Raw genomic sequence first — 25,393 nt, 5'->3', positions numbered from 1 at the left:
GATGACGATACACCGATCTCTACGAGCACTTATGCTGCTCGTGCTAGGAACCATGCCGATATTCCTCTACGCCTGTGGTGATTCTGGCTCACAGACGACCTCAGGACCAACCACTATTTCTTTCTGGGTACGCTCCGCCGATGAAGGGTTTGTCAAGCCAGTTGTGGCCGCGTACAATGCTTCTCATAAAAATAAGGTCAACCTGACGATAGTACCTAACAACCAATTTGTCGCCAAATTTGGTAGCGCGGTCTCTGGTGGTACGGCCCCTGATGTGATTGCCATCGATCTCGTCTATATGCCCAACTTCGATGCAGCAGGACAGATGACCGACATTACCGATCAGGCCAAAGCGCTCTCATTCTTCAAGGATCTCAGTCCATCGCACGTCCGCTTGTCCACTTATGATGGAAAAATCTATGCACTGCCCTTCAGCGCGGAGAGTTCTGTCCTGATCTACAATAAGGCACTCTTCAAAAAGGCCGGGCTGAACCCTGACACTCCGCCCAAAACCTGGGCCGAGATTGAACAGGATGCGGCCAAGATCCGCGCTCTGGGCAAAGACACCTACGGCTTCTATTTCTCCGGCGGCTGCGGTGGCTGCAACATCTTCACCTTCGCCCCCTACTTCTGGGCCAGCGGCGGCGATATCCTCAACCAGGATGGTACCAAAGCCACGATCGCTTCCAGCCCTCAGGTCAAGGATGCGCTTGAGTTCTATCATCGCATGTGGGCTGCTGGCGATATGCCAGCAGGGGCCAAATCTGACGATGGCACCAACTTCCTGAACACCTTCACCACCGGCAAGATCGGCATTCAGGGAACCGGTGCCTTTGCCATTGGCTCTCTGAAGAGTACCTATCCCAACCTCGATTTCGGCGTGGCTCCGCTCCCTGGCAAGGATGGTGGCAACTCCTCCTTCGCGGGTGGCGATGTGATTGGTATCCCTAAAGGCTCCGCTCATGCGAAAGAGGCATTCGATTTCATCTCCTGGTGCCTCGGTTCCGACGTGCAGGTTGATCAGTTTGCTAAAAATGGTAGTATCCCGGTTCGCACCGATCTGGCGGCCAACAAATATAGCAAGCTGGACCCGCGCTACTCCATCGTCTCACAGCAGCTTGTGATCGGTAAAACCGTCTATTCGGTTAAAGAAAACGAGCTAATCAACGACAATAACGGCCCCTGGGTGGCAATGATCCAGAAAGCAGTCTTTGACGGCAAGGTTGACGAGGCAATTGCGACTGGACAGGCGCAATTTACTCAGATCCTTTCGGCCAGTTAAAGGCGGATCAATGCTGCTACTCATAGGCAGCTTCCGGTGAGCGTCTGCAACCTGCAAGTGAGCTGTTTTCCTTGCAGGTTGCAGGTTGTCTCGCCACCTATTGTGAGAGGAGTACATCTTATGGCATCAGTTGCCATGACCAGAACAAAAACAGCTTCCACCGCGACCTCACCGCGCAATCGACGACGGCAGATCGCAGGCTTCCTTTTCGTCCTACCCTGCGTCCTCTTTGTTTGCTGCTTCTTTATCATTCCGCTTGTGTTCACGGGCTGGATGTCGCTCAATAACTGGAACATCTTTGGCGAGGCACACTTTATCGGCTTTGAAAACTATGCCAATCTGAAACAAGATCCCGTCTTCTTAGCCAGCTTCGGCTTTACTACCAAATATACACTGATCGCCTGTCCACTCATCTGTCTGCTCGGCTTTCTGCTCGCGCTCTTAATGCAACAGACGCGCTGGGGCGTTGGCATCTTCCGCACGGTCTTCTTCCTGCCGGTTGTGATTGGTTTGGGGTCTGCCAGCTACCTGTGGGTCTGGCTCTACAACGACCAATCAGGTGCTATCAATGCTTTGTTGTTGCGCCTGGGACTGATCCATACTCCGATACTCTGGTTTAACACGGCGAATTTGGGGCTGCTGGCGGTTGTAATTATGATTATCTGGAAGACGAGCGGCTTTGCAATGTTGCTCTTCCTGATGGGTATCCAGGCAATCCCCACTGAACTCTATGAAGCTGCCCGCGTCGATGGAGCCAATTACTGGATGCGTTTACTGCGGATCACCATCCCCTTGTTGCGCCGTACATTTGCCCTGACGCTCGTGCTAGTAGTGACGGGATCGTATCTGGCGTTCGATCAGTTTTACATCATGACGCACGGCGGCCCTGAAAATCAGACGGTCACGATTGTCCAGCGCATTTACCAGGTCGCTTTCATCTACTTCAAGCTTGGCTACGCTGCATCACAGGCTATCGTCTTGCTAGTCGTGCTGCTGGTGATTAGCCTGGCTCAGTTGTTCATTTTACGCGGCTCGCCAACCGAGTAGCGATGACAGAAAGAGAGAAAAATAGGCAATGGAACAGACCTATCCGTTAGCCAGATCGAGACCATCGGGCCAGAAATCGATCACGCTTGTCATCAATACGCTCTATTATGTCGTCTGTATCGTGCTGGCGCTGCTCTTTCTCGCGCCGCTGCTCTGGTCCACCGTTACGGCCTTCAAGCCGTTACCGGACGCGCTGGCAAATCCGCTGAACCTGCTGCCAACGCATATCACATGGAGTAATTTTCAGGCGTTGGAGAACTCGGGTAATGGGCTGACAACCTATATCACGAACAGCGCTGTGGTCGCGCTTGGCACCGTTGCTGGCACGATTCTTTTGAGCACACTGGGCGGCTATGGTTTTGCGCGCTTCCAGTTTCCCGGTAAAAATATTCTGTTCGTGCTGATTCTCATTACGCTGATGATCCCTTTTCAATCTATTCTCACGCCGCTTTATCTGGTATTACGCATCTTCCATCTACAAAATACGCTGCTGGGCCTGACGCTGGTCTATATTACCTTTCAGATCCCCTTCGGCATCTTTGTGATGCGCAACGTCTTCGAGGGCGTGCCCAGAGAGATTGAAGAGGCCGCACTGATCGATGGTTGCTCCGAATGGAGCGTCCTCTATCGCGTGATGCTGACCATTGTGTTGCCGGGTATTATTACTGTAGGCTTGTTTGCCTTTTTGAATTCGTGGAACGAGTTCCTGGCGGCACTGATTTTTATGACCGACAGCAGTAAATTTACACTGCCGATCCTGCTGCTCAATGCCACAAGCGGCCAGTTTGGATCGGTCAATCTCGGTGCGGTCCAGGCAGGCGTCGTCGTGACGATGTTCCCATGCCTGATCCTGTTCCTGCTGCTCCAACGCTATTACGTCAATGGGCTGGCAGCTGGTGCCGTCAAAGCTTGAGACTATCACCCGATGCCCTCCATATCGAAGAGCATCACTATTGTATACAAGTGCTATCACGAAAGGATTTTTCATGGCCCTGTTCACTTCTTCCCCATCCCAGGGAGCATCCGAGTTACCGCGCACGTCGTCGCCCATCCTCCATACTGCGGTCACAATCGACGATACGTTCTGGGGACCGCGTATTCAGGCTGTGCGCGAGCAGACGCTTCCCATCATGTACGAGCAGATGAAGAAAGCAGGCTACTTTGATGCGGATCAACGCGGCTGGCACAAGGGGATGCAACCGATCCCCTATGTGTTCTGGGAATCGGATATCACGAAATGGTTGGAGGCGGCGAGCTTCAGTCTGGCAACCCATCCCGACCCAAAACTTGAGGAGATGGTAGATGCTGCAATTGCCTTTATTACGTCGCTGCAACAGCCCGATGGCTACCTCAACCTCTGGTTCACCGAGGTTGAGCCGGAGAGACGTCTGACCAACCTCCGCGATCTGCACGAGCTATATTGCGCCGGTCATCTCATTGAAGCGGCAGTGGCCCATTTCCAGTCTACCGGGAAGCGCACGCTGCTCGATCCGGTCTGTCGCTACGCTGATTACATTGACAGCATTTTCGGGCGTGAAGAGGGCAAGCGGCGCGGCTACGATGGACACGAAGAGATCGAGCTGGCGCTGATCAAGCTCTATCACGCGACCGGTGAAGAGCGCTACTTACGATTGAGCCACTATTTTATCGAGGAGCGCGGCCAGCAGCCCCACTATTTCGATGCTGAGGCGAAGGCACGTGGCGAAGATCCCACAAACTTCTGGGCCAGAAGCTACGAGTATAACCAGTCGCATCAGCCAATCCGCGAACAACTGAAGGTCGTCGGGCACTCGGTCCGCGACATGTATCTCTTGAGCGCGGTGGCAGATCTGGCACGTGAGCTATCCGATCCCAGCTTGCGCGAAACGTGCGAGCGCCTCTGGCAAGATCTGGTCAGCACCCGACTCTACGTTACGGGCGGCATCGGCTCCTCTAAAGATAACGAGGGCTTCACCAGCGATTACGACCTGCCTAACCTGCAAGCCTATGCCGAAACATGCGCGGCAATCGGGCTGGTGCTCTGGAACCATCGCCTGCTGCAACTCGATGCGGATGGCCGCTATGCCGATCTGCTCGAACGCTCGCTCTACAACGGCGTTCTGAGCGGCATCTCGCAAGATGGAACTTCATTCTTCTATGTCAATCCGCTGGAGAGTAAAGGGACGCACCATCGGCGCGGCTGGTATAACTGTGCCTGCTGCCCGCCCAATATTGCGCGCCTTTTCGCATCGCTGGGTCAGTATATCTATGGCGTCAACGATACCGATCTGCTGGTCCATCTCTATATTCAGGGAGAGACCAGCTGCACCATCGCCGGGCAGCCGCTCAAGGTGCGACAGGAGACACGCTACCCCTGGGATGGCGATATTCGCATCACGCTTGATCCAGCCGAGCCAACCGAATTTGGGCTAAACCTGCGCATTCCCGGCTGGTGTAAGGCGGCGCGGATCTCTGTCAATGGCGAAGAAGTTGATCTTGCAGATCTTGTGGTCAAGGGCTATGCGCATATCGTCAGACAGTGGCAGGCAGGCGATGAAGTTGTGCTGCACTTAGATATGCCGGTGGAGCAGGTTTACGCGCATCCAGCGGTCAAAGAGGATGCAGGATGTGTTGCTTTGCAGCGTGGGCCGCTCGTTTACTGCATCGAGGGCGCTGATAATCCTGTGCCACTTCACGAGTTAAGCATAGCAGCCAACGCCAGCTTTACCAGCACATTCGAGCCTGAGCTATTCGGTGGCAGCGTCGTGCTTCAGGGCGAGGCTTCTGCGCTCAGCACAGCAGATTGGGATGGGACGCTCTATCGCACCACACCACCGGAGCAGACCGTCCAACCTCTTACCGCCATTCCCTACTATGCCTGGGACAATCGCGAGCCGGGCGAGATGCGCGTCTGGATACGTTCTGGATATGTAAACCGTTAAGCAATAGATTTTGTTCTCAACAACAAGCCGTTGCCTCCTCTAATAAGGAAGCAACGGCTCATTCGCGCCGAAAAGGGGGATTGCTTGTTCAGCTTCTATTTCTTTTGAGTGGTCCTAGTAGGCTCTTGAGCTACTCAGGCCCGATCCTGATGATATACAGCCAGCAGATGTCCATCAGGATCTTTCCCATAAAAGAGTCGCACCCCACCTTGCCCGAAGATCTCAGTAATCAGTTCAACCTTCTTTTCCTCCCAATCCTTGTATGTCGCCTCTAAATCCTCCACCTCTAGATCCAGTTCAAAACCGCCTGGCGTTGCTGATACTCCCGGTGGCAACCCTCCCGACACTGCAAAGAGAGCCAGAGGTGGACTATCGGGAAGCTGGAGCAGAGCGAATCCTTCGCTAGCAAAGTCGGGCAGCACTTTTGCATTGAGCACACGGGTATAGAATTCTTTCGACCTCGCCACATCACTCACATAAAGCATGATCGTTCCTATTTTCAAAGGCATAGTCCATCCCTCCTTGAGTCTGATGTAAACTTCTCGATCAATATGCCATGACAAGGACAAAACGACTTCCATCACTGCGATAGGGTTTTCTTTCCATATCCCATAGGTTACCAAAAGTTCCCAACAGGCACTAGAAAGCATCGTGCGAGTGCGTCACACCCATAGCCTACAATCAACAGCATGAAAAAACTTCTTCAATCTTGCGCTATTGGACAAGTTCCGTGTACAATTGTTTCTATCATAGAGCTATGCATCTACATTGGAGATCTGGGCTATCAAAGAAATAATTATCCCTCATTCCGTGACAACACCCGACTTTGAACGCTACCTTCCCACCACCCCCGTCCTTTCCAGCAGGGAGGTGATTGGCTGGGAAAGCGTGATGGTGCGGGCTTATCATGAGCCAGCGATATTAGAGGAAACACTCTTTCCGGGCGGCCCCGATATCTATCTTGTCCTGGTCACGAGCGGACATGTGGAGGCCAGCGAACGAAAAATCGGCGGTCCCTGGATCACCTACGACATCCACGCTGGCGATTGGTATCTGACACCTGCTGGCGGAGAGCCATATGCCCTGCGCTGGAAATGCCTCTCTGATGAGCCACTCAAGACGCTTCATCTGCACCTGAATGCGGATCTCTTCGCACAGACGGCACAACAGGTCACGGATCGTGATCCTGCACGCATGATGATTGTGGAACGAAGCGGATTGCAAGATCCGCTGTTGACACATATTGGTCTGAGTCTGCAACAAGAACTACAACATCCGGCTGCTGACCTGAGCCAGCTCTATGCAGCAACAGCCGCTCAGATGCTCGCGGCCCATCTCTTGCGCCACTATACGACAACCAACCCGCGCATCCGCGAATATAGCTACAAGCTCTCCTCGCGCCAGTTGCAGCGCTTAACCACCTTTATTCATGCTCACCTTGATCAGAGCCTCTCATTAGAAATGCTTGCCCGGCAGATCGGATTCAGCCCCTATCATTTCGCGCGCCTCTTTCGAGAGACGACGGGAGAAAGTCCTCATCAATTTGTGCTACGCCAGCGCCTCACAGCCGCCAAACGTCTCCTCAAAGAGACCGACCTGCCGCTTGCCGATGTCGCATTGCGAGTAGGCATTCCCAATCAGAGCCACTTCACCCAGGCATTCAAACGTCGTCTGGGAACAACGCCGCACGCCTATCGCCAGGAACGTTGATCAGCGCACGTTTTCGACAGCATGCGCACGAATACAATAGAACATACTCTCTCTGCTCCGATATCATAGAAGTAGACCCTCCCCGCTCTCGAAAGAGCGTTGTGAGAGCAAATAACAAGAGAAGAGGATATTCAATGCAATATACACGATTAGGCAATACCGGTCTTGTCGTTTCGAGAAGCGCCTTTGGCTGCATGACCTTTGGTTCTGGCGAAGGTGCGCTCGGCTCGGTCTACAAGGTGGATCAATCTGGCGCAACCGAACTCGTCGCACGCGCGCTCGATGCAGGTGTGAATTTCTTCAATACTGCCGACGCCTATGCTAATGGGCAATCAGAGATGATGTTAGGAAAAGCGCTTGGCAAGCGGCGGCAGGATGTTGTCATTGCCACGAAGGTTGGCAACCGTATGAGCGAGGCGCTGATCGATCAAGGGCTTTCACGCCAGCATATCATCGCTTCTGTGCAGGCAAGCCTCAAGCGCTTGAACACCGATTATATTGATGTGTATCTCGTCCATCGTCTCGATCCCTACACGCCAATTGAGGAAACGCTTGAGACGCTCGATACCATCGTCAAACAGGGCATGGTACGCTATATCGGCTTTTCAAACTGGCCCACGTGGTTAGCGACTAAAGCGGTCGGCTTGCAGCGCGCACACAATTGGGCGCAATTTCGCGCTGCCGAGATGTATTATTCGCTGGTGGGGCGCGACCTTGAACATGAGATGGTCCCATTTGTTCAGGATGCGGGTATTGGCGTCATGATCTGGAGTCCCCTCGCTGGTGGCTTCCTCAGTGGGAAGTACACACGAGAGAATCCCGGTGGCAATGGCGGCAGATTGACAGGCTTTGACATCATCCCGTTCGACCGCGAGCGCGGCTACGATGTTGTCGAGCAGTTACGCGCCATCGGCACCAGGCATCACGCCTCGCCTGCACAGGTCGCGCTTGCCTGGCTGCTCTCTCGCCCATTCATTACCTCTATCCTGGTGGGAGCCAGTAAAATCGGCCAGCTAGAGGACAATCTGGGCGCAACATCTTTGTCTCTGAGTGCCGACGAACTGGCAACGCTGGACCGACTGACGGAGCCGAAAGCGATCTATCCCAACTGGTTCAATGCCACCATTTATGATGCTCCTGTGCGCGATGCATTGACCAATGAAGCCAGAAACGCTCTCAAGCGGTCGTAATCGAGCGATAATTGGCGCATCCGGCAATTGAAGGGGAAATGTGACTCTGGGCACAGAGGATGTTGGGGTCCACCCGTAGCAACAGACCTTCATGAACGGATTCACCACCCAGCAGGAAAACCTCATTTTCAGTCGAACACTGACCAGCAGATGTCGTTTCGCAACCGCTGATCATCCAGGACCAACTCGCGGATCGCATCAGGAAGCTGGTCGCGCTGCCATCGGCACTCAAGCCTCCCTGCGCTCTCGCCCTCTCCTTTCGGCGCGGCAGCACGTACAGCTTTAATCGCATATGCTGCCGCACCCAGTTCGTGTGCGGCGACATGCGCCGCCACTGCCGCCTGGCCAGCAGCATATGCTGCGTGCCGAGCGGCTCCGCTCAACTCTCTTGCCGCAGCCATAGCATGACCACCCGCCGCACGGGACTGAGACATCCTGATCTCGCCTCGCGCCCATGCCCGAGCCTGCGAGATCGCCAGGCGAGGCCGCAGGTCTGAAGGTTGCACCGACTCGAACAGGTGCAGAACGTGTTCCGCACATGTTGCGGCCCACAGGACGAGCAACTGATGGTCGGAGTCTGTGAGCGTCCCTCCTCGGCGGATGGTGATGAAGCGAGGGTCGCGGTCTTTCGGGAGGATCACGGCTACACCCCTTTCAAATTATCAAAAAATTGTTTCCAATCAACAAATATTCGCTCGTGAATTATCGGTTTATCGTAAGTCTGAAGCATCTAACAAAATGTATTTGACTTTCAAACAGACTCTTAGTAATTCAATGCTTTTAGTTGGGGGGTATAGGTCGTATGGAGTACCAGAGAGGCAGCACCAATGGAACCAACATCAGCACCCACGACCGTACGCTCGACACGCACTGTTCGCTGATTGTTGCCCAATAAGCGCTCTTGCAAAACATGCCTAACCTCTTCGATGTAGAGATCACCAATAGCATTATCCAGGGCTGGCCCTCCAATGACGACCAGTTCGACATCCAATAAATTAATCAGGTTGAGAATCGCATATCCTTGCCAGCGAGCGGAAGATCGCAACTCTTCCAGGGCCAGAGCATCTCCCTGCACTGCGGCATCGCAGACCTTCTCGAAAGCAAGATCCTCTCGTCCCGTCAGGTCTGAGAGCGTCAAGTTGCTGGTCGCCCCCTGCCGTAAGTGTTCCTGGAGCGTATGAAGAACCCCGTGCGGATCACTTGTATACCCAACACAGCCCCGATTGCCACAACTGCATAGTGGTCCATTCGGGTCAAGCGTCATATGTCCAACGGCACCAGCCATAGTTGTTGAGCCACGAAAGATGCGCTTCTCAAGAAAGAGGCCAGTTCCAATCCCCCCGCCCACGTAGAAAAAAGCAAAATTGCGTATATCTTCGTCTCTTCTGGCCCAATGTTCTCCAATAGCTGCGGCGGTGGCATCGCGATCAACCACAACTGGTAGACCTGTTTTCTCCTCTAATATCGCTTTTAGTGGTACATTCTGCCATCCAACCAGCCCTAATGAATTGTGAACGATCCCCTGAAGATGATCCAGGGGACCGGGGCAAGCAACGCCAATACCAACGATCCTCTCACGTGCAATGCCAATTTGTTGCATGAGATGGTCAATCATTGTCACGACTACTTGAATAACTGCATCGGCTCCCTCAGACTGCTTCGTGGGCTGCTGATGCCGCGCCACAGGCCGACCTAGCAAATCGACAATCACTGCCGTCGTCTCGTAACGCTCAATTTGCACGCCGATAGCATATCCGGCATCGGGCCGGATCATGAGTTGGACACGATGTTTTCCACGACCGGTCGCACATTTCCCATCTTCTCGTATCATGCCCTGATTGAGTAAGCGTTTGACGACATTTGAGATTGTTTGCGCCGTCAGGCCCGTTTGTTGAGCTATTTCCACCCGACTCAGTGCATCTTTACGACGGATCGCCTCAAGGATGACCAGCTCATTGTAGTCGCGCACTGATGTTAGATTTGTTCCGCTTTGCATTACCCCTATACTCTCAATTGCGTGTATCTGTTGTCGCCTGTTAGTGGACAAGCCCCAGGCGAGTATATTGTTCGGCAGGTGTTGCCGCTTGTTCCAGTAATGTATGAAGAAGATCAAGCATCCGTTTCTGCTGTCCAGGCTCTCTTGACCAGAGATTATGCGCTTGATTTTGATCCTCTTGCCGCTGGAAAAGGAAATTCTCCTGACTTAACGGTTTGATCTTTGTCGGCACTCTCCATTGCGGCAAATCCACATCAGGCAGAAAGTAACCATATTCTATACCAGAAACGGTCTGTCGCGCCACTCCAGGCATAATCATAGATGAGTAGTAGTACAGCGGTCCATTCTGCTCAGACGATTTGAAAAGTGTCCACTCTCCATCTGTTACACAGATGCCCTGACCAAATGTCCCGTAGAGGAGGGCTTCACGCACCGTCTCTTTTGTCCCGGCCAGCAGGGGAAGGAGGCTGCGGGAAGGCGTATGCTCTGTTCCCGCTACTGCACCGACAGCATCCAGCACTGTTGCAAAAAGATCGCTGGTCGTGGTCAATGCGGAAAGCGAGCGCCCGTTGCCAGGATACTGCGGGTGCCAGATCAGCAGGGGAATGTTCGCATGGCTATCAAAGTGGGGATATTGCTTGCCAAATTTGCCTCGCTCGCCAAGATCATGTCCGTGATCGGTGGTCACAACAACCATCGTATCCTTCCACAAATCGAGCTGATCGAACGTCTGCAACAGCGTACCAAACCAGTTATCTACCATCGTCAACTTACCCAGATATTGAGAACGGATAAACGCCAGTTCTTCCGGCGAAGTATGCGCCATAAAACGCGCCAACTGATCGGTATCCTGATAGGGGGGCCAGAGGGTAAAGCGGTCACGGTCGCCGCCATTGCCGTAAAGAGATGCATAGGGTTCGGGAGAGTGGAATGGCTCATGGACATCAAACGACTCAACCTGTAAAAAGAACGGCTCACGCCCGGCATGTTCATACAGCCATGATGACGCCCCACGCATCACCTTTGCCGGGAAAAAATCTTCCTCTGTTTGAAAATCTCTGACGTTTGCATAATAGCGCTTGCCCTGTCCGGGTCGCCAGTGCTCGACTTGCTCGATCCAGGGTGGCAGAGCCTCATCACCGGCTAAAAGGGGCTTCCAGTTGTCCAGTTCGTGCCCTCTGATAAAATCTGTGCTACTGAAAGATTGCACATACCCATTGGCCGCTTCCTCCCAATAGTGGTAATGGTCGGTCACAATAGCCGTTGTATATCCCTGCTGCCCGACCAGTTGGGGGAGACGTTGATCAAATGGCTCCAGCGGCCCCCAGGGACGCCACATGAACTCCTGGCGACCAGAAAAAATCTCGCGGCGGGCTGGCATACAGGGCAGGCTCCCAACAAAATGATTGTCCATCCGCCAGGCACGTTGCGCAAAAGCGCTGAAATTGGGCGTAGCAGCCGCGTCAGACCCATAGGCAGCTAGATGATGACGATTGAGGCTATCAATCAATACAAGTATGATATTCACAGTTTTCTCTTTCTAACCTTTGACGGCTCCTACCGTCAGATTTGATACCAGCCGACGCTGAATGAAAAAGAATAAGATGAGCGTTGGGATCGTCGAAACGACTGAAGCCGCCATCATAGTTCCCCACTGCGACGTATACTCGCCGATAAAACTGGCGAGTCCAACCGGGACAGTCCAGTTAGCTCCGTTCGTCATCAGTGTTTGCGCGAATAGAAACTCTTCCCATGTTGAGATAAACATATAGACAGCCGTTGCCGCAATGCCCGGTCCTGCGACGGGAACAATCACGCGAAAAATCACGCCCAGCGTTGAGCAGCCATCAACAATTGCTGCTTCATCCAATTCATATGGTACAGCATCCAGATAGCCATAAAGCATATAAATGGAGAAGGGCAAAGTAATTGCAATATAGGCAATGATTAAGCCTAAGAAATTGTTGACCAGCCCTAACGAATAGAAAATCGCGTAAATTGGTGTAATCAGGATAACGAACGGGAAAAGTTGCGAAAATGAGATGGAGAGCAACAGCACGCCACGCCCACGAAAGCGTTTACGCGAGAAGCTATAAGCGGCCAGTAACGCGACTGTGCAGGAAAGCAGCGTTGCGCAACAACACACAATGATGCTGTTCACGATATAAGACGCAAAGCTTGAGGCGAAGAGCGCCTGATAGTTCGCGAACGTTACAAGCTTCGGAATAAGCTGGAATGTACTGGCAAACATCTCCGAATCTGGCCGGATAGAAGTGATCACAACCCAGAGAAAGGGAAAGATCATAATGATCGCCACAATCAGGCAGAAAGCCACAACCAGGAGATCAGTGATAAAACGCAGGGAGAGCGAAAGCCTCATGTCTGTCCAACCCTTCCTTTAAAGATAAATGTGTAGTAAAGCGTTGAAAAGATCACCATCACAAGCGTCATCAGGACGCCAACGGCGGCACCTTTGCCAAAGTCATAATCAATAAAGGCTGTGTTGTACAATTGCGTACCCAGAACTTGCGTGAAATTTCCAGGGCCGCCTCGTGTGGTGAGCCAGACAAACACGAAATTGTTGTAAGTCCAGATGGTGGTGAGCCAGCCAACAGTTAGCAAAACGGGTGACAATAGCGGCAGGGTGATGAAACGAAAGATATGCAGGCGCGTGGCTCCATCGACTCGTGCGGCCTCGATGATCTCACCTGGAATAGCCTGCAAGCCTGCCAGGACAGAAATAATCACAAACGGCAACTCGCGCCAGACGACAATCGCGATCACACCATACCAGACCGTTGTGGTCTGCACAAGAAAAGGGATGCCCTCTTTGACTAACCCGACACTGAGTAGTAGTTGATTGATGACGCCAAATTGTGGGTCAAGCAACCATTTCCAGGCAGCAATTGCGACAACTGGTGGAATGGCCCAGGGTAGAATAAAGCAGGTGCGCATAATGCCAGTGAGTCGCCAGCGCTTGAGCGCTGACGAGTTCACGAGTAAGGCCAATAATAGTCCGAGAATGAGTCGCAGGAGCACCGTGCCAATGGTCAGATAGAAAACGGTGTTGCGCAAGGATAAAAGTGTCTGCGGATCTTGCAGGATACTGACGAAGTTGCCCAGCCCGATCCAGGCACCTCCTTTTGCTACATCGAAAAAGCTGACACGCTGAAAGCTCAGCAAGAAGTTGAAGAGCGCCGGTGCAAAGAAAAACAGGAATAAGAACAGGATGGCAGGCAGCAGAAGAAGGTAGGGAGTCAGCCCCCTCAGCCAGCGCCGTTCTCTTCTCTCTGGCTTGCGCTTACTGCGTTTGATGTCCTTTGTCAGAAGCGTTTCTGATTGTTGGAGCATCCTCGATCCTCCTCTCTATTTTGCATCTGCCAGTGCTTGCTTTAACGATGCCAGGAGATCTGCCCCCGCCCGCTGAACGGTCTTCTGACCAGAGGCAGCAGCACCAAACTGGAGACAGGACATCGCCTGCAAACTACTCACCTTGACCGGAGAAGAGATGTAGTTATTGAAGGTAATCGCCTTTGGCAGCGCCTCAACATAGCCCTGCTCCGCTTTGTCAAACTTCAACTCGTCAAACAATGATTTCTGGGCGGGATACTGATCGTAGGTCTTGAAGGTCTGCGCACTGAGCAGATAATTTAGAAACTGCCAGGCTTCTTTCGGGTATTTTGTATGCGGATTGATGCCCAGGACGCGCCCACCAAGATGTGAAATACGTGTTTTTGTTCCACCTGGCACTGGTGCAGTTTGCAGTTTGCCACCAGACTGCTTTTGCGCCTGACGGAAGGTTTGAGGTGGAAAAAAGCCGATGGCGCAACTCCCTTGAGCAACCTGATTAACCAGTTGCGCATCAGAGTAGGCGGCAATACCTAACGTCGATTTGGGATTGATGCCCTTCTGAATGAAGGTATTAAAATAATTGATTGCCTGCGTTAAATCCTCTGCACTCGCTCCCACCTGATAGGTGCCATCGCTGCCCTTTTCAACAAGCGATTTGCCGTTGCTCCATAAATAATAGTTGAGTAAAAACCAGATACCGCTGTCAGCACTGCTGGCAGCTGGGAAGCAAAAGCCATAGCGCCCGTCTTTTGTTAGTTTTTGAGCGACAGTAAAAAACTCGTCCCAGGTGGTGGGAAATGCTGTAATCCCAGCCTGCTCGAACGCAGCCGATTGATAGGCCATCGTAAATGTGTCAACCGTCCAGGGAATTGCATAAACGCTGCCATTGTAGGTGGCGAGATCAGTGCCGAGAAAATCATCGATGCCTTTGCCAGGAGGACTGCTTTTGATCAATGAATCCAGATTGGTAAGCAACTGAGATTTTGCCAGATCGCGCGTCGAGACAAAACCTAACTGCATGATATCCGGTCCTCCGCCCGCCTGGACCTCACGCGTGTACTGATTTGTCGAATCGGTCGTTACCGTCTCAATGCGCACCGGAATATCTGCATGAGCGCTATTCCAGGCTTCGACCGCTTTCTGCAAGCCACCAATTTCAGCCGGTGGATCGAACTGACGCAATACCAGAGCTTTACTGCCACTTGCACTATCGCCGCCACAAGCTGCCAGCAGTACCGAAAGCAGGAAAGGGACCAATGCGCCATACAGGAGTCGTTTCTTCATGGTATCATTCCTTACCAAGACATAACTAGAGAGAAACATCGTTGTTTTTCAAATATAAAACAATTTGATTTATTAGTCAAGGACAAGCAAGCAACCTCTCATTAATCAGCCAGGAACGATGCCTGAGTCAAGTTGTCCCTTGCGCGGAATCTCCTCAACGGGGGTTTATTGCAGAGTCACGCGACCTTTTCAGGAATAGAGCGTGGGACTCAACAACATTGCGTTTCGCATAGGCCCATTTGGGTTCGATGGGATTGAGCCAGGGACTTTGCTTCGGCAGATACAAAAGGAGGCTTCGCACTCCTTTCCCCTCTTGCTTGATTTGCTGGGCTGCTTCTTGTGAGAAAGTGACCCGCAATCGATGGGGACACGAGGACCCTTTTTCTAGAACACTCAGCCCAGTAGCATTGAAGCTATGGATCACATTGCGAACGGTTTGGTCGTCGCAGCCGAGTTGCAGAGCGATCTTGGGGACTCGTTCTCCACGAGCAGAAGCGAGCATGATCTGACAGCGACGCAAGGTGAAGGCATCCGACGAACGCAATCCCGCCTGAATCTTGTGCTGTTCATCTTCGGTCAATGGTCGGATAAAAATGGGAGTCTCATTTTGACTGAGTACTTTCCTTTGGCTTCCTACAACTCGCCACCAAAATGGAAGGAACCTCCTGCCATACCGGTCTGATACCGCGCGACAGAGACGGGGAAGCGGCAATGGTGGAAACTCCGCTCAGTTCGCTCAGACGGACAAGTTGGAGTCCAGCATCGGTGAGCGTATTGATGTATGTTGAGAGCGTCCGGTGATAGGCGCCAATTTTGCCTGGAGGTCCTGGCCGGGTATCGGAACGCCAATACCCTTCTACAAAATACCTGCCAATAGTCCGCACCGCTCCCTCTGGAGTTTCTATTTCTCCTGATCGCGAGGTATGAAAGCAGGGGTGGAGAAGAGCAAAGACAAACCATCCGCCAGGCTGAAGAATGCGTGCCACACTGTGGAGTGTCGGTGTCAACTCTGGGATATCCATTAACGCCATAAAACAGACAACGCCGTCGAAGAGACCCACCACCTGGTGGTCAAGGTTCTGGACGTTGGCTTGCACATATTCAATCCCGCGCGGGTTAGTCTCTTCTTGGTGGCGTGCGATTGCAAGCAGCTTTGCTGAGAGGTCAATGCCGACGACCCGCGCTCCCTGTTCGGCCAAATGGCGCGCAACTCTGCCTTGACCGCAGGCGAGATCGCAGATATGAGTACCCTTGACCTCACCGATGAGCGCTTCTACTGCCGGAAAGAAAGGATCTTCGCTCATCGAGTGCGTTCCAATCCACTGATCATACCACTCTGCGATATCGTCATAGGTCTTCATGGACAATACCTGCCTTCTTGCTTCTGGTCCGCTTGCGTTCGTCATGGACTCTAGCATATCATATTCGCTACCACCTTTGGTGGGAATGCATTATGCATCTCTAACATGCTCAACGCCCGCTCACCGGTCGATGCTGGTAAGCGGGCGTGTAGTTGTGCTACTCATGTTTGAGGGCTTCACCTGGATTCAATTCGACCCAGTGGATTGGAACTCTCCATCAAAGCAGTTTGCGCTGCTGACCAGCTGGCATCCTCAAGATCGAGCGCACTGCGAAGATAAGCCCATGTGAGCCGCTGGATCAGAGCTACTCGTTCGGGGTTCTCATCCGTCGTTTCCGTGATGTTGTACCCGGCGATTCCGCCAAGCCCGTGTTCTGCTCCGAACAGAGTAAGTAGGCTCTTGCGGCCTGGACTCAAGAAGTACGGGTCAGTAAACCAGTCCGGCCCCCGAACGGACAGGGGGGACTGGTCTCGATCCCCTGCGATCACAAGGGTCGGAGTGGTCATGTCTGTGAAGCTCGGATTCATAAATGGGAAGTGCTCGGCTGCGAACGGTGTCAGATCAGCTCCCCCAGACCTGGCGTAGCAAGCAGCACACCCGCTTTGATCCGCGAGTCGGACATATCCTCTCCTACTCCACCCTCGGGATCGAGGACTCGTGCGCCCAGCAGCATGCTCGCCGTCTGGCCACCCCAGGAATGTCCAGCTGCGGCGATGCGGCTTCGATCGAGGCGTCCACTGAGGCCGGGAACGGAAACTTCAAGCACATCAAGCTGGTCGAGGACGCGCTTCATATCCTCGACGCGGAAACGCCAGATCAGCGGTGTACGGAGATCTTCAGGAGGAAGGCTCAGCGTCCTGGAGTCGAGATGGGTGGGTTGTATGACCACGAAGCCGTGAGCAGCCCAAAAGTCGGCCAGCGGTGCATAGCCGTCTAACGACCAGCCAAAGCCGTGCGAGAAAACAATAAGGGGCAATTCGCGCCCAATCGCGGGCGCAGACACTCGCACCTGTAGATCCTCACCACGCCCCGGAGCTGATAGCACTACTGGTTTCACCGAGACGATTGGAGTGGGCACGCTGATAGCTACATCCGTTCCCGCTATATCTAATTCGTTCATAGAAAGATCTTCCTTCCAGCGAGTTTGCGTATAATATCAAACGGAGCACTGCTCCGTTTGATATTATACGGAACGTTGTTCCTCTTGTCAAGCTAGTATTTGAGGGAAGGAATGAAGCGATGAGCACCATCGACGAGGGAGCGAAGCAACCGGCTGGCAGTTTTTCAATTGAGACGATGAATCTGGGAAAGATACTCCAACCCGGCATATGCGGCTGACTTTGCCTGGAGAGGAGCCGCTGTCAGTTCCACACGGTTGGCAATCTGTTCATTTACCAGACAACCAATCCCTGGATATCGCCTCACAATACCACCTCCAAGAACAAGTGGAACCTGATCTGTCAGTGACAGGCTTTGAAAGGCTCCTGCGAGCATTCGAGCGACAAAGATTTGATCTTGTTCCCCCAGAGGGGTAGGAAGGCTTGACGAACAGAGATATGCATTGAGACATCCCACACTCCGACACCCGGCACAATATGCTGTCCCTCCTACGTAATGGTGCCCAAGATCGAAATAACGAGCAGTCCCATTGGCAACTTGCACACTTCCAACACCCGTTCCCAGAGAAACGTAAAACAGATCTTGCTCCGGGCCGATCTTTGACCGTAGGACGGATTCTCCCAAACCCGCAGCTACCGCGTCATTTTCCACGATACAGATATTCTGTAAACCTAATTCTTCTTTCGGATCAGCTCGATCGGGCCAACCGAGATTGGTCGCGTACAGAACCTCTCCATCTCGGACAATCCCTGGACAGGCAAGCGCAATCGGTCGGTTCGTCTCTCGTACCAGTCCAGGCGTAAATCGAAACACTCCGGAAGAATCTCGTTGAACCGTTTGGATCGAAGATCCTCCCATTTCTACAAAGAGCCACTCATGCATACACACGCACCTCTTGCAATCTCACAAGATCAACAGGAACACACTCTTTATTACCATAGAAACCAAGCGATGACAATCTCATGACATCTTTCTGAGATGCCAGTAGGCATAGACCCCGCTCACAAACAAGATCAACCCTACACAGAGATCGATAATGTTTACCCCGTTCAGCCTAACCGCATAGAGAGAGATATCAATATCGTGCAAAAGGGTGCTGCTGAGATAACCACTCAAAAAGGTGCCAAGCAAAGAACTCACGGTTGTAACAGTGCCAATGGTTGAAAAGACCCTGCCAGCCATCTTTTCAGGCGTCGCCTTGAGTACCAGTGGTCCAAGCGCCGATCCCGTATGACTATACGCAACATTCATCAAGGTAAAGCCGATCAGAGCCGGGAGCGGATGGCTTTGTACGGCTGTCACCTCCATGATAATTCCTGCACATATCATCGCGCAGTAGTACACCCTGGCAACCCCTACCTTTGCGGCATAGCGATCAACCAGCCAGCTCCCCAGTATGCCCCCAAGCGACGGCGCGGCACAGAAGAGACCAAAGAGACTGATGGGAAGATGTAAGTTCTGGGTGATGAAGAAGAAGGCAAGCACGTTGAGCATCCCTAACGCAAACGAAAAAAGGCTCTCTGTGCAGAGTAATGTGCGCAACACGAGGCTCCCTGCGATGAAGCGTAGCCCTTCTTGCAAATCTTTGAAAACGCGATACAGTCCCGCTTCCTGGATATTCGCCTCCATGACTGGCTCTGATATGCGTATTTTCCGTATTAGCGCCCAGGAGCAGAGAAATGATGCTGCATTCAGCACAATAGCCCAGGAGAAACCAAGGATGGCGTAGCCTATGCCTGCGAACGATGAACCTATTGCCCAGGCAAACATGCTTGCCCCCAGGGTAAGTGCAAAAGCTCTCGTACGCTTTTCTTCCGGCACAATCTCCCGGATAATTGCTTTCGCCGAGGGATTAAAGAACTGACTCAAACTACTTAGAGCTACAATCACGCCATAGATAACGCCAAGCTTTAAAGTGAATGGCAGCGCTGAGAGCGAAAGAAACGGAAGAGGAACACTAATGAGTAGCAAAGATAGCACGAGGACGGTTCGCAACATATCCATGATGCGCATTGTCCTGTGCTTCTGCCAGCGGTCCACAAACACACCTGCAAACGGACTGACCACGAGAGCTGGCAATGCAGCAGCCAGCGCAATACCGCTTATTGCCAGTGGTGCATAGCTCTGGTTACGCAGCTGGGTGCCGATCCACAGTGTAAGTACAGTATCAAAAAGAATGTCGCCGATCAGCGAAATATTGCTCCCCAGCCACAAGAGGGTGTAGTTACGATTGATCAGGATAAAACGATGACGATAATTCGCCAGGAGTTTTTGATAACGGTAAAGCATATATATCCTTTCGCATGCGCAAATGATGGAATTGATGCATTTCGGAATGACCATGTAAAGGGGAAAGCGCAGTGCGAAGAAGATCTTCTGTTACCAGAAAAGGGGAAGGAAGCTGCTGATATCAGTATCGAGCAGGAGAGATAGACCATTACAAATAGAGTGGTATTATAGATGTCTCTACTGAGCTATTGTATGCTCTTCTCTCATTCCTCGCTATGCGCCGCATGCGGCGCAAAAGCACCCGGAAGATGAGCACCAGTGCTGACAACACTCGTATGTTGCCGCAATAAAGTCTGTCCCATCGAAGTCCAGCTTTCTCTTATATGAAGTGCCTGGATAATACAATACAACATTGCTATTTGTCAACCACTAAGTACGAGATATAGGCAACCTCGTTGCCTCACCGAACAATAAAAAGGGACGAACGAAAGACAGAAGAAATGGCCTCGCGATGTTCTGTCACATAAAATTGCGTACTTGTGCTCGTTCTCTTTTCCCTGTACATTTCCTCTATGAACTTTGGAGATAAAGTTCAAATACATCTTAAAGAGAGAATATCGTGACACAAGCAAATACCACTCGTTCAGTCAAAGACTGGCATCGTAAAACATGGCATGACAAAACAGAAATGCCAGGCACTAACCTCTTCCGCGTGGAGATACTTCATCGCTATGAGGGCGTCATTGAAGGCGAGGGAAGCATCCAGTATCTCATTGCCGAGAACAAGAATCTTACGGGCGGCACAATTGCGCTGGAAAAGGTGACGGGCAGCGTCGATGGAAAATCGGGCAGCTTTGTCTTCCAACAAATCGGCACATTTGATCATGGGAAGCTCAAAATGACCTTGACGGTACTCCCTGGATCAGGCACAGATCAACTGAAAGGTCTACGCGGACAGGCAACGCTTGACAGCGACCTCCATCAGGAGGTTTATACTATACCATTCGATTATACATTTGAAGAGGCGGAATAACCCATAATATAAAAAATAGTTGTTCCACTCGATCCCGTATGCCATAGCATTCATGTGGCCGTGCTGCCCATCTTTGTAATATGGCTGAAGGGCCGAAAATCAGGGACATCTTCGTATTGGTGACGGATCGTCTTCCTGGCCTACGAAGATGCCCTGCTAGCACACGCGCGCTTCCACCTCATCCATCACAGGCCAATCATACTCCAGATCGAGCCGTTCGCATATCCACCTCCCCCACGCATAGAGTTGGCGTAGGATAGGCTCCGAGGTCCGTCCCAGTTCAGTGAGTGCATATTCCCCTCTAATTGATCCCCATCCGGAGGACTGACGGTGAAGCACTCCCATCTGTTCTAACGTCTGTAGTTCCAGAGAGAGTACCTGCTGGCGGATCGGGGGAAGAAGCTTCTGCAACTCGCTAAAACGTTTGGGACCACTGAGCAACCGATACCAGATCCAAAACTTCCATCGTCCTCCCAGGCTAACCATCCAGTCAAATTCCAAATCAACCTGTTCACCATACCATTTTCCCCAGGCATGGAGCTGGCGCAACGCAGGCTCTGCCTGCCATCCCAATTCTGTAAGTGAGTATTCTACCTTCGGAGGCACCTCTCTATAAACCTGTCGGCGTAATACCCCCACCTGCTCTAATTCCCGTAACTCCAGGGTGAGCATCTGCCGACTGGCTTCAGGGATGAGGCGCTGCAATTCGCCAAAACGTTTGGTTCCACTGAGCAAATGATACCAGATCCAAAACATCCACTTGCCCCCCACTCCTGCTCCCCCAATTGGACACACAATAGTCTTTTTTACACGCGTCATAAAGATGTGACTCCATTTCAGAGGATGATACGCTCATCTCTGTCACACAAAATTACCTATTTGCTTCTTTCTCTCTCCTATTGTATCTTCTCATTGTGGCAAACGAGAAGCCTGGCGACAAAATATATCACGTTGGATAGCAAACGTCATCTGACGCCAACGCAGCGAAACGCAAGATTGGAGAAGTTTTCTTCTTGTTCGAGTGATACACTGTGGCTACCAGAACAAGCGGGCAACAAAAGATGATCTACAGGAGAGGAAAAAGCATGAGAACGGTCATTTCCAAAGACGGTACACCCATCGCGTTCGATCAGTCGGGTCAGGGACCGGCGCTGATCCTGGTGGCAGGAGCAACCGCCACGCGCTTAGCAGAGGCATCTGTAGCCGCAGCCCTGGCTCCAGCTTTTACCGCGTTTGCCTATGATCGGCGTGGGCGCGGCGACAGCGGAGATACAGCACCATATGCGGTTGAGCGCGAGGTTGAAGATATCAAAGCGCTGATTGACGAGGCTGGCGGATCGGCGTTCGTCTTTGGTCACTCCTCTGGAGCGGTCCTGGCCCTCGAAGCTGCTCGCCTGCTCCCCTCTAAAATCAAGAAGCTGGCACTCTACGAGCCTCCGTTCATTATTGACGACAGCCGCCCTCCTGTCCCCGCGAATTACGTCGCACACCTCATCGATCTGGTCTCGTCGAACCGGCGCGGCGAGGCCGTCGAATACTTTATGATCGAAGCAGTGGGCGTTCCCGCCGAAATGGTCGCTCAGATGCGGCAATCCCCCATGTGGCCGGGACTGGAAGCAGTGGCGCATACCATTGCTTATGACGGAAGCATCATGGGCGACACGATGCGCGGCAATCCAGCCCCGCTCAAAAAGTGGGCCTCCGTCACGGTCCCAACGCTCGTGATGGATGGCGGGATCAGCCACCCCTTTATGCATAGCGCCGCTCAAACCATTACCAATATTCTTCCCAATGCACAACGTCAAACGCTGGCAGGTCAGGATCATGGCCCGGCTGATGATGTTCTCGTTCCTGCATTGAAAGCATTCTTCCTCGACTAATCTGGCACCCAACAAGAGAGAACGGCTCCAGACGGTCCTGGAGCCGTTCTCTCTTGATCTCTGTACCTATCCTTTGCGACGGAAAGGTGCAAGGTGTTTATCGAAGTGCCTCTTGATATAGGCGTGGTACTCTGTCAGATGCTCGTGCAAGACGCGTTGCAGACGGGAGCCATATGTATCCAGCACCGATCCAAAGGTGACGTGCAGGACTTGCCGGGCATCAAATTGATTCAACAGGTCCGGCAACTGCGCATCCGTCAGATCAGCAGATGAGGGTACTTTATCCAGCGTAGCCGAGACGTGATAGGTCTTGCGGTCCGTCTCGTAACGACCACGCGTGAAGTCTAAGATCTCACGGAAGAATGGAATATCCACCGAGGCAATCAGGCGCAATGCCTCCAGGTAGCTTGTTCCGGCGGTCTTGAGATGCACCAGCCCGCCCGTGTAGCGCATGGCAATGGGGTAGACCTCAAATTTGTCCGAGCCGGTGTGCAGGCTGAGTTTATAGCTATTGCCGAAGTAGCGCATAATGCTGGCATGCCCGGCGATATTCTGCTCCAACTCCTGCACATCTCCAATATAGCCGACACCCTTCTCAAAACGTCCCACAAAGCGCGGTGCGAGGCTAACAAATGGCACGTTCAATCGTTTGAGTTCGGAGGCAATATAGAAATGCTCGGCCAGCGCTGTTGTCGTTCCGGTCTCGTCAACCGACATCTCCATCTCAAAAGGCAGCGATCCGGCCACCTCTCGCAAGCGCTGGGTCATACGTGCTACATGAGCCATAGCCCCGCCATATTTCGCAATGGCTTTGAGCAGTGTATGCTCATCAAATGTGATCGCAAATTGATCGAGATCGAAGCGTTTGAGATAGCGCGCCTGGGCATCCTGCAAGGAACTCTGGAGATCGTGCCAGGGCAGCGCCTCCGCTTTCTGGCGCAGCGTTGCATCATCGTCGGTTTCGGTGGCATCATCGACGTAATCGCCTGGATCGATGGTGTAGAAAGAATACCCGGCGCTCACAAACGGCTCGATGTCTTCGAGCGTTTTCATATGGTCGGCGTCCGCGCCCCAGGCTTCGCGCCATCCCGCCTCAAACGCCCCCCACATCGCATCGTCCACCACATTCTGCGGCGTACGGCCCGTGCGCGTGTTCTCGCGGACGGATTGCTGTGCATAGAGAGGCGCAACTCCGGTCCCGCGTGTGGCCTGCACATGCCCCGGAGTGGCGATGCCCAGGCGATCTCCAAAGCCTGCCGTCGTCTGTAAACCGAGAACAGTTGGCCGCAACCATGCCAGACGTTGCCGCAAAGCGCGCGCATTCTCAGGAGTCAGCGAGCAGAGCAGCGTACCGTCCGCCTGTTTCTCTCCGACAAAACCGGCACCGTCGCCGACCACAACCAGTTTTCTTTCGCCCGGTACGGAGGTCGTGACCAGCGCATAGGTCGTGCCATCAACGGTCACGACCGATTCGTCAATTGTCGGAAGATTCAGATGTTGAAGCATGATTAAGCCTCCAATTTATAGGTCTGCTTTGCCAGACGATACGCCATATCAACGACCATTTCCGCAGCATCGTCCTCATCAACAATGCCGCGCACAGCCAGCCCCGCCAGCCAATCGGCACTGGCCCGCCGCCACAAATCATGACGAGCAGGGATCGAGGGGTACGCGCGCGTATCGTCGTTAAAGCCTGCTGTATTGTAGATGCCCGCCGTCTCCACAACATTCTCAAAGTAGCGCTGAATGCCGTTCCAGCTATCAAAGAACCACCAGGGCGGCCCCAGCCGTAACGCGGGATAATGTCCGGCCAGAGGCGCAAGTTCACGGCTATAGACGGTCTCATCGAGATTGAACAGGATAATGGTGAGATCACGCTCCCGCCCATACAGATCGAGCAGCGGCTTGAGATTATGGGTAAATTCGCTGGCCGTTGGAATATCGGCCCCCATATCGCGTCCGAAGCGTTCCAGCAGCACGGGATTGTGATCGCGCGAACTGCCAACGTGCAACTGCATCACCAGTCCGTCCTCAACGCTCATCCGAGCCATCTCGATCAGTATATGCCCGGTAAAGCGCTGCGCATCCTCAGCACTCGCCTCTCCACATAGCGCTCGCTGGAAAATGGCATCCGCTTCACGCTCGCTCAAGCGCGCGGTGTAGGCGGTCACCGCAGCATGATCGGTGGCGGTAGCTCCCATCTCCTTGAAGAAGTGCCGCCGCTGTTCGAGGGCCGCAATATACGTGCGATAATTCGTCACGTCCACACCCGAGACTTGGCTTAACAACTGGATGTTCTCGGCGAAGCCTCCCATCGCGATATTGACGACGGCATCCGGGCGAAATGTGGGGACGATGCGCCCCTTCCAGCCCGACTCACGGATACGCTGATGCTCTTGCAGTGTGGCGGTTGCGGCATCGGTTGTCGCCAGCACCTCAATTTGAAAGCGCTCAAACAACTGGCGCGGCTGAAACTCCGGGCTATGCAACTTCTCGTCGATGGCGTTATAAATGGCCTGCGCGTTGGCCGAATTGATTTTCGCGTCAATGCCGAAGATATCGCGCAACTCATCACGCAGCCACAAACTCGACGGCGTACCCCGGAAGAGATACCAGTGGTCGCACACAATCTGCCAGATTTTGCGGTGATCCTTCTCCACAGGCCCACCATCTTTGCGCGGAATGCCCAGTTCCTCCAATGAGATGCCCTGCGAATAGAGCATGCGGAAAACATAGTGATCGGGGATAATCAAGAGATCGACCGGTGTTCCCCAATCGTAGTTGCTAGCAGCCAGTAAGCGTGGGTCAACATGTCCATGAGGGCAAACAAGGGGAAGATCTTTCACACGCTGATACAAACGACGCGCAATTGCAGATTGCGCGTGGTCAGGTGAAAAATAACGATCCTCTATCAAGAAACTCATCCCATCTCCTTTCAGAAGAGGCGACATCCTTGTCGAGAAAATAGTAATGCATTACTATTACGTGTC

The 25,393-nt window shown here is 52.7% G+C and carries 22 protein-coding genes and 1 pseudogene; 8 read left to right on the top strand and 15 right to left on the bottom strand.

The window, feature by feature from the left end:
• Position 1 precedes the first annotated feature (1 nt).
• From K3T83_RS36005 to K3T83_RS35990, 4 genes are all read left to right on the top strand, one after another.
• Positions 2–1,282 (top strand): ABC transporter substrate-binding protein, encoded by a 1,281-nt coding sequence (locus tag K3T83_RS36005; protein ID WP_220207734.1) that lies wholly within the window; start codon positions 2–4, stop codon positions 1,280–1,282.
• A gap of 120 nt (positions 1,283–1,402) precedes the next feature.
• Positions 1,403–2,329 carry a carbohydrate ABC transporter permease gene (locus K3T83_RS36000; RefSeq protein ID WP_220207733.1) on the top strand — a complete coding sequence of 309 codons (927 nt, stop codon included), beginning with the start codon at positions 1,403–1,405 and terminating at the stop codon, positions 2,327–2,329.
• Positions 2,330–2,357: 28 nt separating this feature from the next.
• Positions 2,358–3,242, top strand: coding sequence for a carbohydrate ABC transporter permease (locus K3T83_RS35995; RefSeq protein ID WP_220207732.1), 885 nt, complete (start codon positions 2,358–2,360; stop codon positions 3,240–3,242).
• 73 nt (positions 3,243–3,315) lie between these two features.
• Complete coding sequence (locus K3T83_RS35990) at positions 3,316–5,250, top strand: glycoside hydrolase family 127 protein (protein WP_236065061.1); 1,935 nt, start codon at positions 3,316–3,318, stop codon at positions 5,248–5,250.
• Positions 5,251–5,384: 134 nt separating this feature from the next.
• On the opposite strand, the gene K3T83_RS35985 is transcribed toward K3T83_RS35990, so the two are convergent.
• On the bottom strand, positions 5,385–5,759 hold the full coding sequence (locus K3T83_RS35985) for a VOC family protein (RefSeq protein ID WP_220207731.1): 375 nt from the start codon (positions 5,757–5,759) through the stop codon (positions 5,385–5,387).
• Between the two features lie 259 nt (positions 5,760–6,018).
• On the opposite strand from K3T83_RS35985, the gene K3T83_RS35980 reads away from it, so the two are divergent.
• Both K3T83_RS35980 and K3T83_RS35975 read left to right on the top strand, forming a co-directional pair.
• Positions 6,019–6,960 (top strand): AraC family transcriptional regulator, encoded by a 942-nt coding sequence (locus K3T83_RS35980; protein WP_220207730.1) that lies wholly within the window; start codon positions 6,019–6,021, stop codon positions 6,958–6,960.
• Between the two features lie 134 nt (positions 6,961–7,094).
• Complete coding sequence (locus K3T83_RS35975) at positions 7,095–8,150, top strand: aldo/keto reductase (RefSeq protein WP_220207729.1); 1,056 nt, start codon at positions 7,095–7,097, stop codon at positions 8,148–8,150.
• Positions 8,151–8,278: 128 nt separating this feature from the next.
• On the opposite strand, the gene K3T83_RS35970 is transcribed toward K3T83_RS35975, so the two are convergent.
• The 11 genes and pseudogenes from K3T83_RS35970 to K3T83_RS35915 form a co-directional block, all read right to left on the bottom strand.
• Entirely contained in the window at positions 8,279–8,791 is a 513-nt protein-coding gene (locus K3T83_RS35970) for a putative immunity protein (RefSeq protein WP_220207728.1), read from the bottom strand.
• Between the two features lie 122 nt (positions 8,792–8,913).
• Positions 8,914–10,146 (bottom strand): ROK family transcriptional regulator, encoded by a 1,233-nt coding sequence (locus K3T83_RS35965; protein ID WP_220207727.1) that lies wholly within the window; start codon positions 10,144–10,146, stop codon positions 8,914–8,916.
• A 40-nt stretch (positions 10,147–10,186) separates the two neighbouring features.
• Positions 10,187–11,674 carry a sulfatase gene (locus tag K3T83_RS35960; protein WP_220207726.1) on the bottom strand — a complete coding sequence of 496 codons (1,488 nt, stop codon included), beginning with the start codon at positions 11,672–11,674 and terminating at the stop codon, positions 10,187–10,189.
• A gap of 12 nt (positions 11,675–11,686) precedes the next feature.
• Positions 11,687–12,526: a carbohydrate ABC transporter permease gene (locus K3T83_RS35955; protein WP_220207725.1), complete on the bottom strand. Its 840-nt coding sequence runs from the start codon at positions 12,524–12,526 to the stop codon at positions 11,687–11,689.
• Positions 12,523–13,497 carry a carbohydrate ABC transporter permease gene (locus K3T83_RS35950; protein ID WP_220207724.1) on the bottom strand — a complete coding sequence of 325 codons (975 nt, stop codon included), beginning with the start codon at positions 13,495–13,497 and terminating at the stop codon, positions 12,523–12,525. The genes K3T83_RS35955 and K3T83_RS35950 overlap by 4 nt, the downstream gene beginning before the upstream one ends.
• Positions 13,498–13,512: 15 nt before the next feature.
• Positions 13,513–14,781, bottom strand: a complete 1,269-nt coding sequence (locus tag K3T83_RS35945) for an ABC transporter substrate-binding protein (protein ID WP_220207723.1) — start codon at positions 14,779–14,781, stop codon at positions 13,513–13,515.
• Positions 14,782–14,935: 154 nt separating this feature from the next.
• Entirely contained in the window at positions 14,936–15,301 is a 366-nt protein-coding gene (locus tag K3T83_RS56535; protein ID WP_268963535.1) for a helix-turn-helix domain-containing protein, read from the bottom strand.
• A gap of 82 nt (positions 15,302–15,383) precedes the next feature.
• Complete coding sequence (locus tag K3T83_RS35935; protein ID WP_220207722.1) at positions 15,384–16,142, bottom strand: class I SAM-dependent methyltransferase; 759 nt, start codon at positions 16,140–16,142, stop codon at positions 15,384–15,386.
• A gap of 176 nt (positions 16,143–16,318) precedes the next feature.
• Positions 16,319–17,262 (bottom strand): annotated as a pseudogene (locus K3T83_RS58080) (alpha/beta hydrolase family protein).
• Between the two features lie 164 nt (positions 17,263–17,426).
• A complete protein-coding gene (locus tag K3T83_RS35920; protein WP_220207719.1) occupies positions 17,427–18,074 on the bottom strand; it encodes an ROK family protein in 648 nt (215 codons plus the stop codon).
• Positions 18,075–18,221: 147 nt separating this feature from the next.
• Positions 18,222–19,550: an MFS transporter gene (locus K3T83_RS35915; RefSeq protein ID WP_220207718.1), complete on the bottom strand. Its 1,329-nt coding sequence runs from the start codon at positions 19,548–19,550 to the stop codon at positions 18,222–18,224.
• A 559-nt stretch (positions 19,551–20,109) separates the two neighbouring features.
• Here K3T83_RS35915 and K3T83_RS35910 point away from each other — a divergent pair.
• Positions 20,110–20,523: a DUF3224 domain-containing protein gene (locus K3T83_RS35910; RefSeq protein WP_220207717.1), complete on the top strand. Its 414-nt coding sequence runs from the start codon at positions 20,110–20,112 to the stop codon at positions 20,521–20,523.
• A gap of 156 nt (positions 20,524–20,679) precedes the next feature.
• Here K3T83_RS35910 and K3T83_RS35905 read toward each other — a convergent pair whose 3' ends face one another.
• A complete protein-coding gene (locus tag K3T83_RS35905; RefSeq protein ID WP_220207716.1) occupies positions 20,680–21,342 on the bottom strand; it encodes a winged helix-turn-helix transcriptional regulator in 663 nt (220 codons plus the stop codon).
• A gap of 266 nt (positions 21,343–21,608) precedes the next feature.
• On the opposite strand from K3T83_RS35905, the gene K3T83_RS35900 reads away from it, so the two are divergent.
• A complete protein-coding gene (locus K3T83_RS35900) occupies positions 21,609–22,403 on the top strand; it encodes an alpha/beta fold hydrolase (RefSeq protein ID WP_220207715.1) in 795 nt (264 codons plus the stop codon).
• A gap of 66 nt (positions 22,404–22,469) precedes the next feature.
• On the opposite strand, the gene K3T83_RS35895 is transcribed toward K3T83_RS35900, so the two are convergent.
• A complete protein-coding gene (locus K3T83_RS35895) occupies positions 22,470–23,909 on the bottom strand; it encodes a tagaturonate epimerase family protein (protein WP_220207714.1) in 1,440 nt (479 codons plus the stop codon).
• Between the two features lie 2 nt (positions 23,910–23,911).
• The gene (uxaC, locus tag K3T83_RS35890) at positions 23,912–25,327 is read right to left on the bottom strand and encodes a glucuronate isomerase (RefSeq protein WP_220207713.1); all 1,416 of its coding nucleotides are present in this window, start codon (positions 25,325–25,327) and stop codon (positions 23,912–23,914) included.
• Positions 25,328–25,393: the final 66 nt, after the last annotated feature.

This window comes from Reticulibacter mediterranei (assembly GCF_016587455.1).
Note: the sequence above shows the minus strand (reverse complement) of the source record. Positions and strands in the feature narration are given on the sequence as shown.

Excerpts from the sequence above, each read along its gene's own strand:
- K3T83_RS36005 (WP_220207734.1), top strand. The coding sequence starts at position 2 with ATGACGATACACCGATCTCTACGAGCACTTATGCTGCTCGTGCTAGGA.
- K3T83_RS36000 (WP_220207733.1), top strand. The coding sequence starts at position 1,403 with ATGGCATCAGTTGCCATGACCAGAACAAAAACAGCTTCCACCGCGACC.
- K3T83_RS35995 (WP_220207732.1), top strand. The coding sequence starts at position 2,358 with ATGGAACAGACCTATCCGTTAGCCAGATCGAGACCATCGGGCCAGAAA.
- K3T83_RS35990 (WP_236065061.1), top strand. The coding sequence starts at position 3,316 with ATGGCCCTGTTCACTTCTTCCCCATCCCAGGGAGCATCCGAGTTACCG.
- K3T83_RS35985 (WP_220207731.1), bottom strand. The coding sequence starts at position 5,759 with ATGCCTTTGAAAATAGGAACGATCATGCTTTATGTGAGTGATGTGGCG.
- K3T83_RS35975 (WP_220207729.1), top strand. The coding sequence starts at position 7,095 with ATGCAATATACACGATTAGGCAATACCGGTCTTGTCGTTTCGAGAAGC.
- K3T83_RS35965 (WP_220207727.1), bottom strand. The coding sequence starts at position 10,146 with ATGCAAAGCGGAACAAATCTAACATCAGTGCGCGACTACAATGAGCTG.
- K3T83_RS35955 (WP_220207725.1), bottom strand. The coding sequence starts at position 12,526 with ATGAGGCTTTCGCTCTCCCTGCGTTTTATCACTGATCTCCTGGTTGTG.
- K3T83_RS35950 (WP_220207724.1), bottom strand. The coding sequence starts at position 13,497 with ATGCTCCAACAATCAGAAACGCTTCTGACAAAGGACATCAAACGCAGT.
- K3T83_RS35945 (WP_220207723.1), bottom strand. The coding sequence starts at position 14,781 with ATGAAGAAACGACTCCTGTATGGCGCATTGGTCCCTTTCCTGCTTTCG.
- K3T83_RS35935 (WP_220207722.1), bottom strand. The coding sequence starts at position 16,142 with ATGAAGACCTATGACGATATCGCAGAGTGGTATGATCAGTGGATTGGA.
- K3T83_RS35915 (WP_220207718.1), bottom strand. The coding sequence starts at position 19,550 with ATGCTTTACCGTTATCAAAAACTCCTGGCGAATTATCGTCATCGTTTT.
- K3T83_RS35905 (WP_220207716.1), bottom strand. The coding sequence starts at position 21,342 with ATGACGCGTGTAAAAAAGACTATTGTGTGTCCAATTGGGGGAGCAGGA.
- K3T83_RS35900 (WP_220207715.1), top strand. The coding sequence starts at position 21,609 with ATGAGAACGGTCATTTCCAAAGACGGTACACCCATCGCGTTCGATCAG.
- K3T83_RS35895 (WP_220207714.1), bottom strand. The coding sequence starts at position 23,909 with ATGCTTCAACATCTGAATCTTCCGACAATTGACGAATCGGTCGTGACC.
- uxaC (WP_220207713.1), bottom strand. The coding sequence starts at position 25,327 with ATGAGTTTCTTGATAGAGGATCGTTATTTTTCACCTGACCACGCGCAA.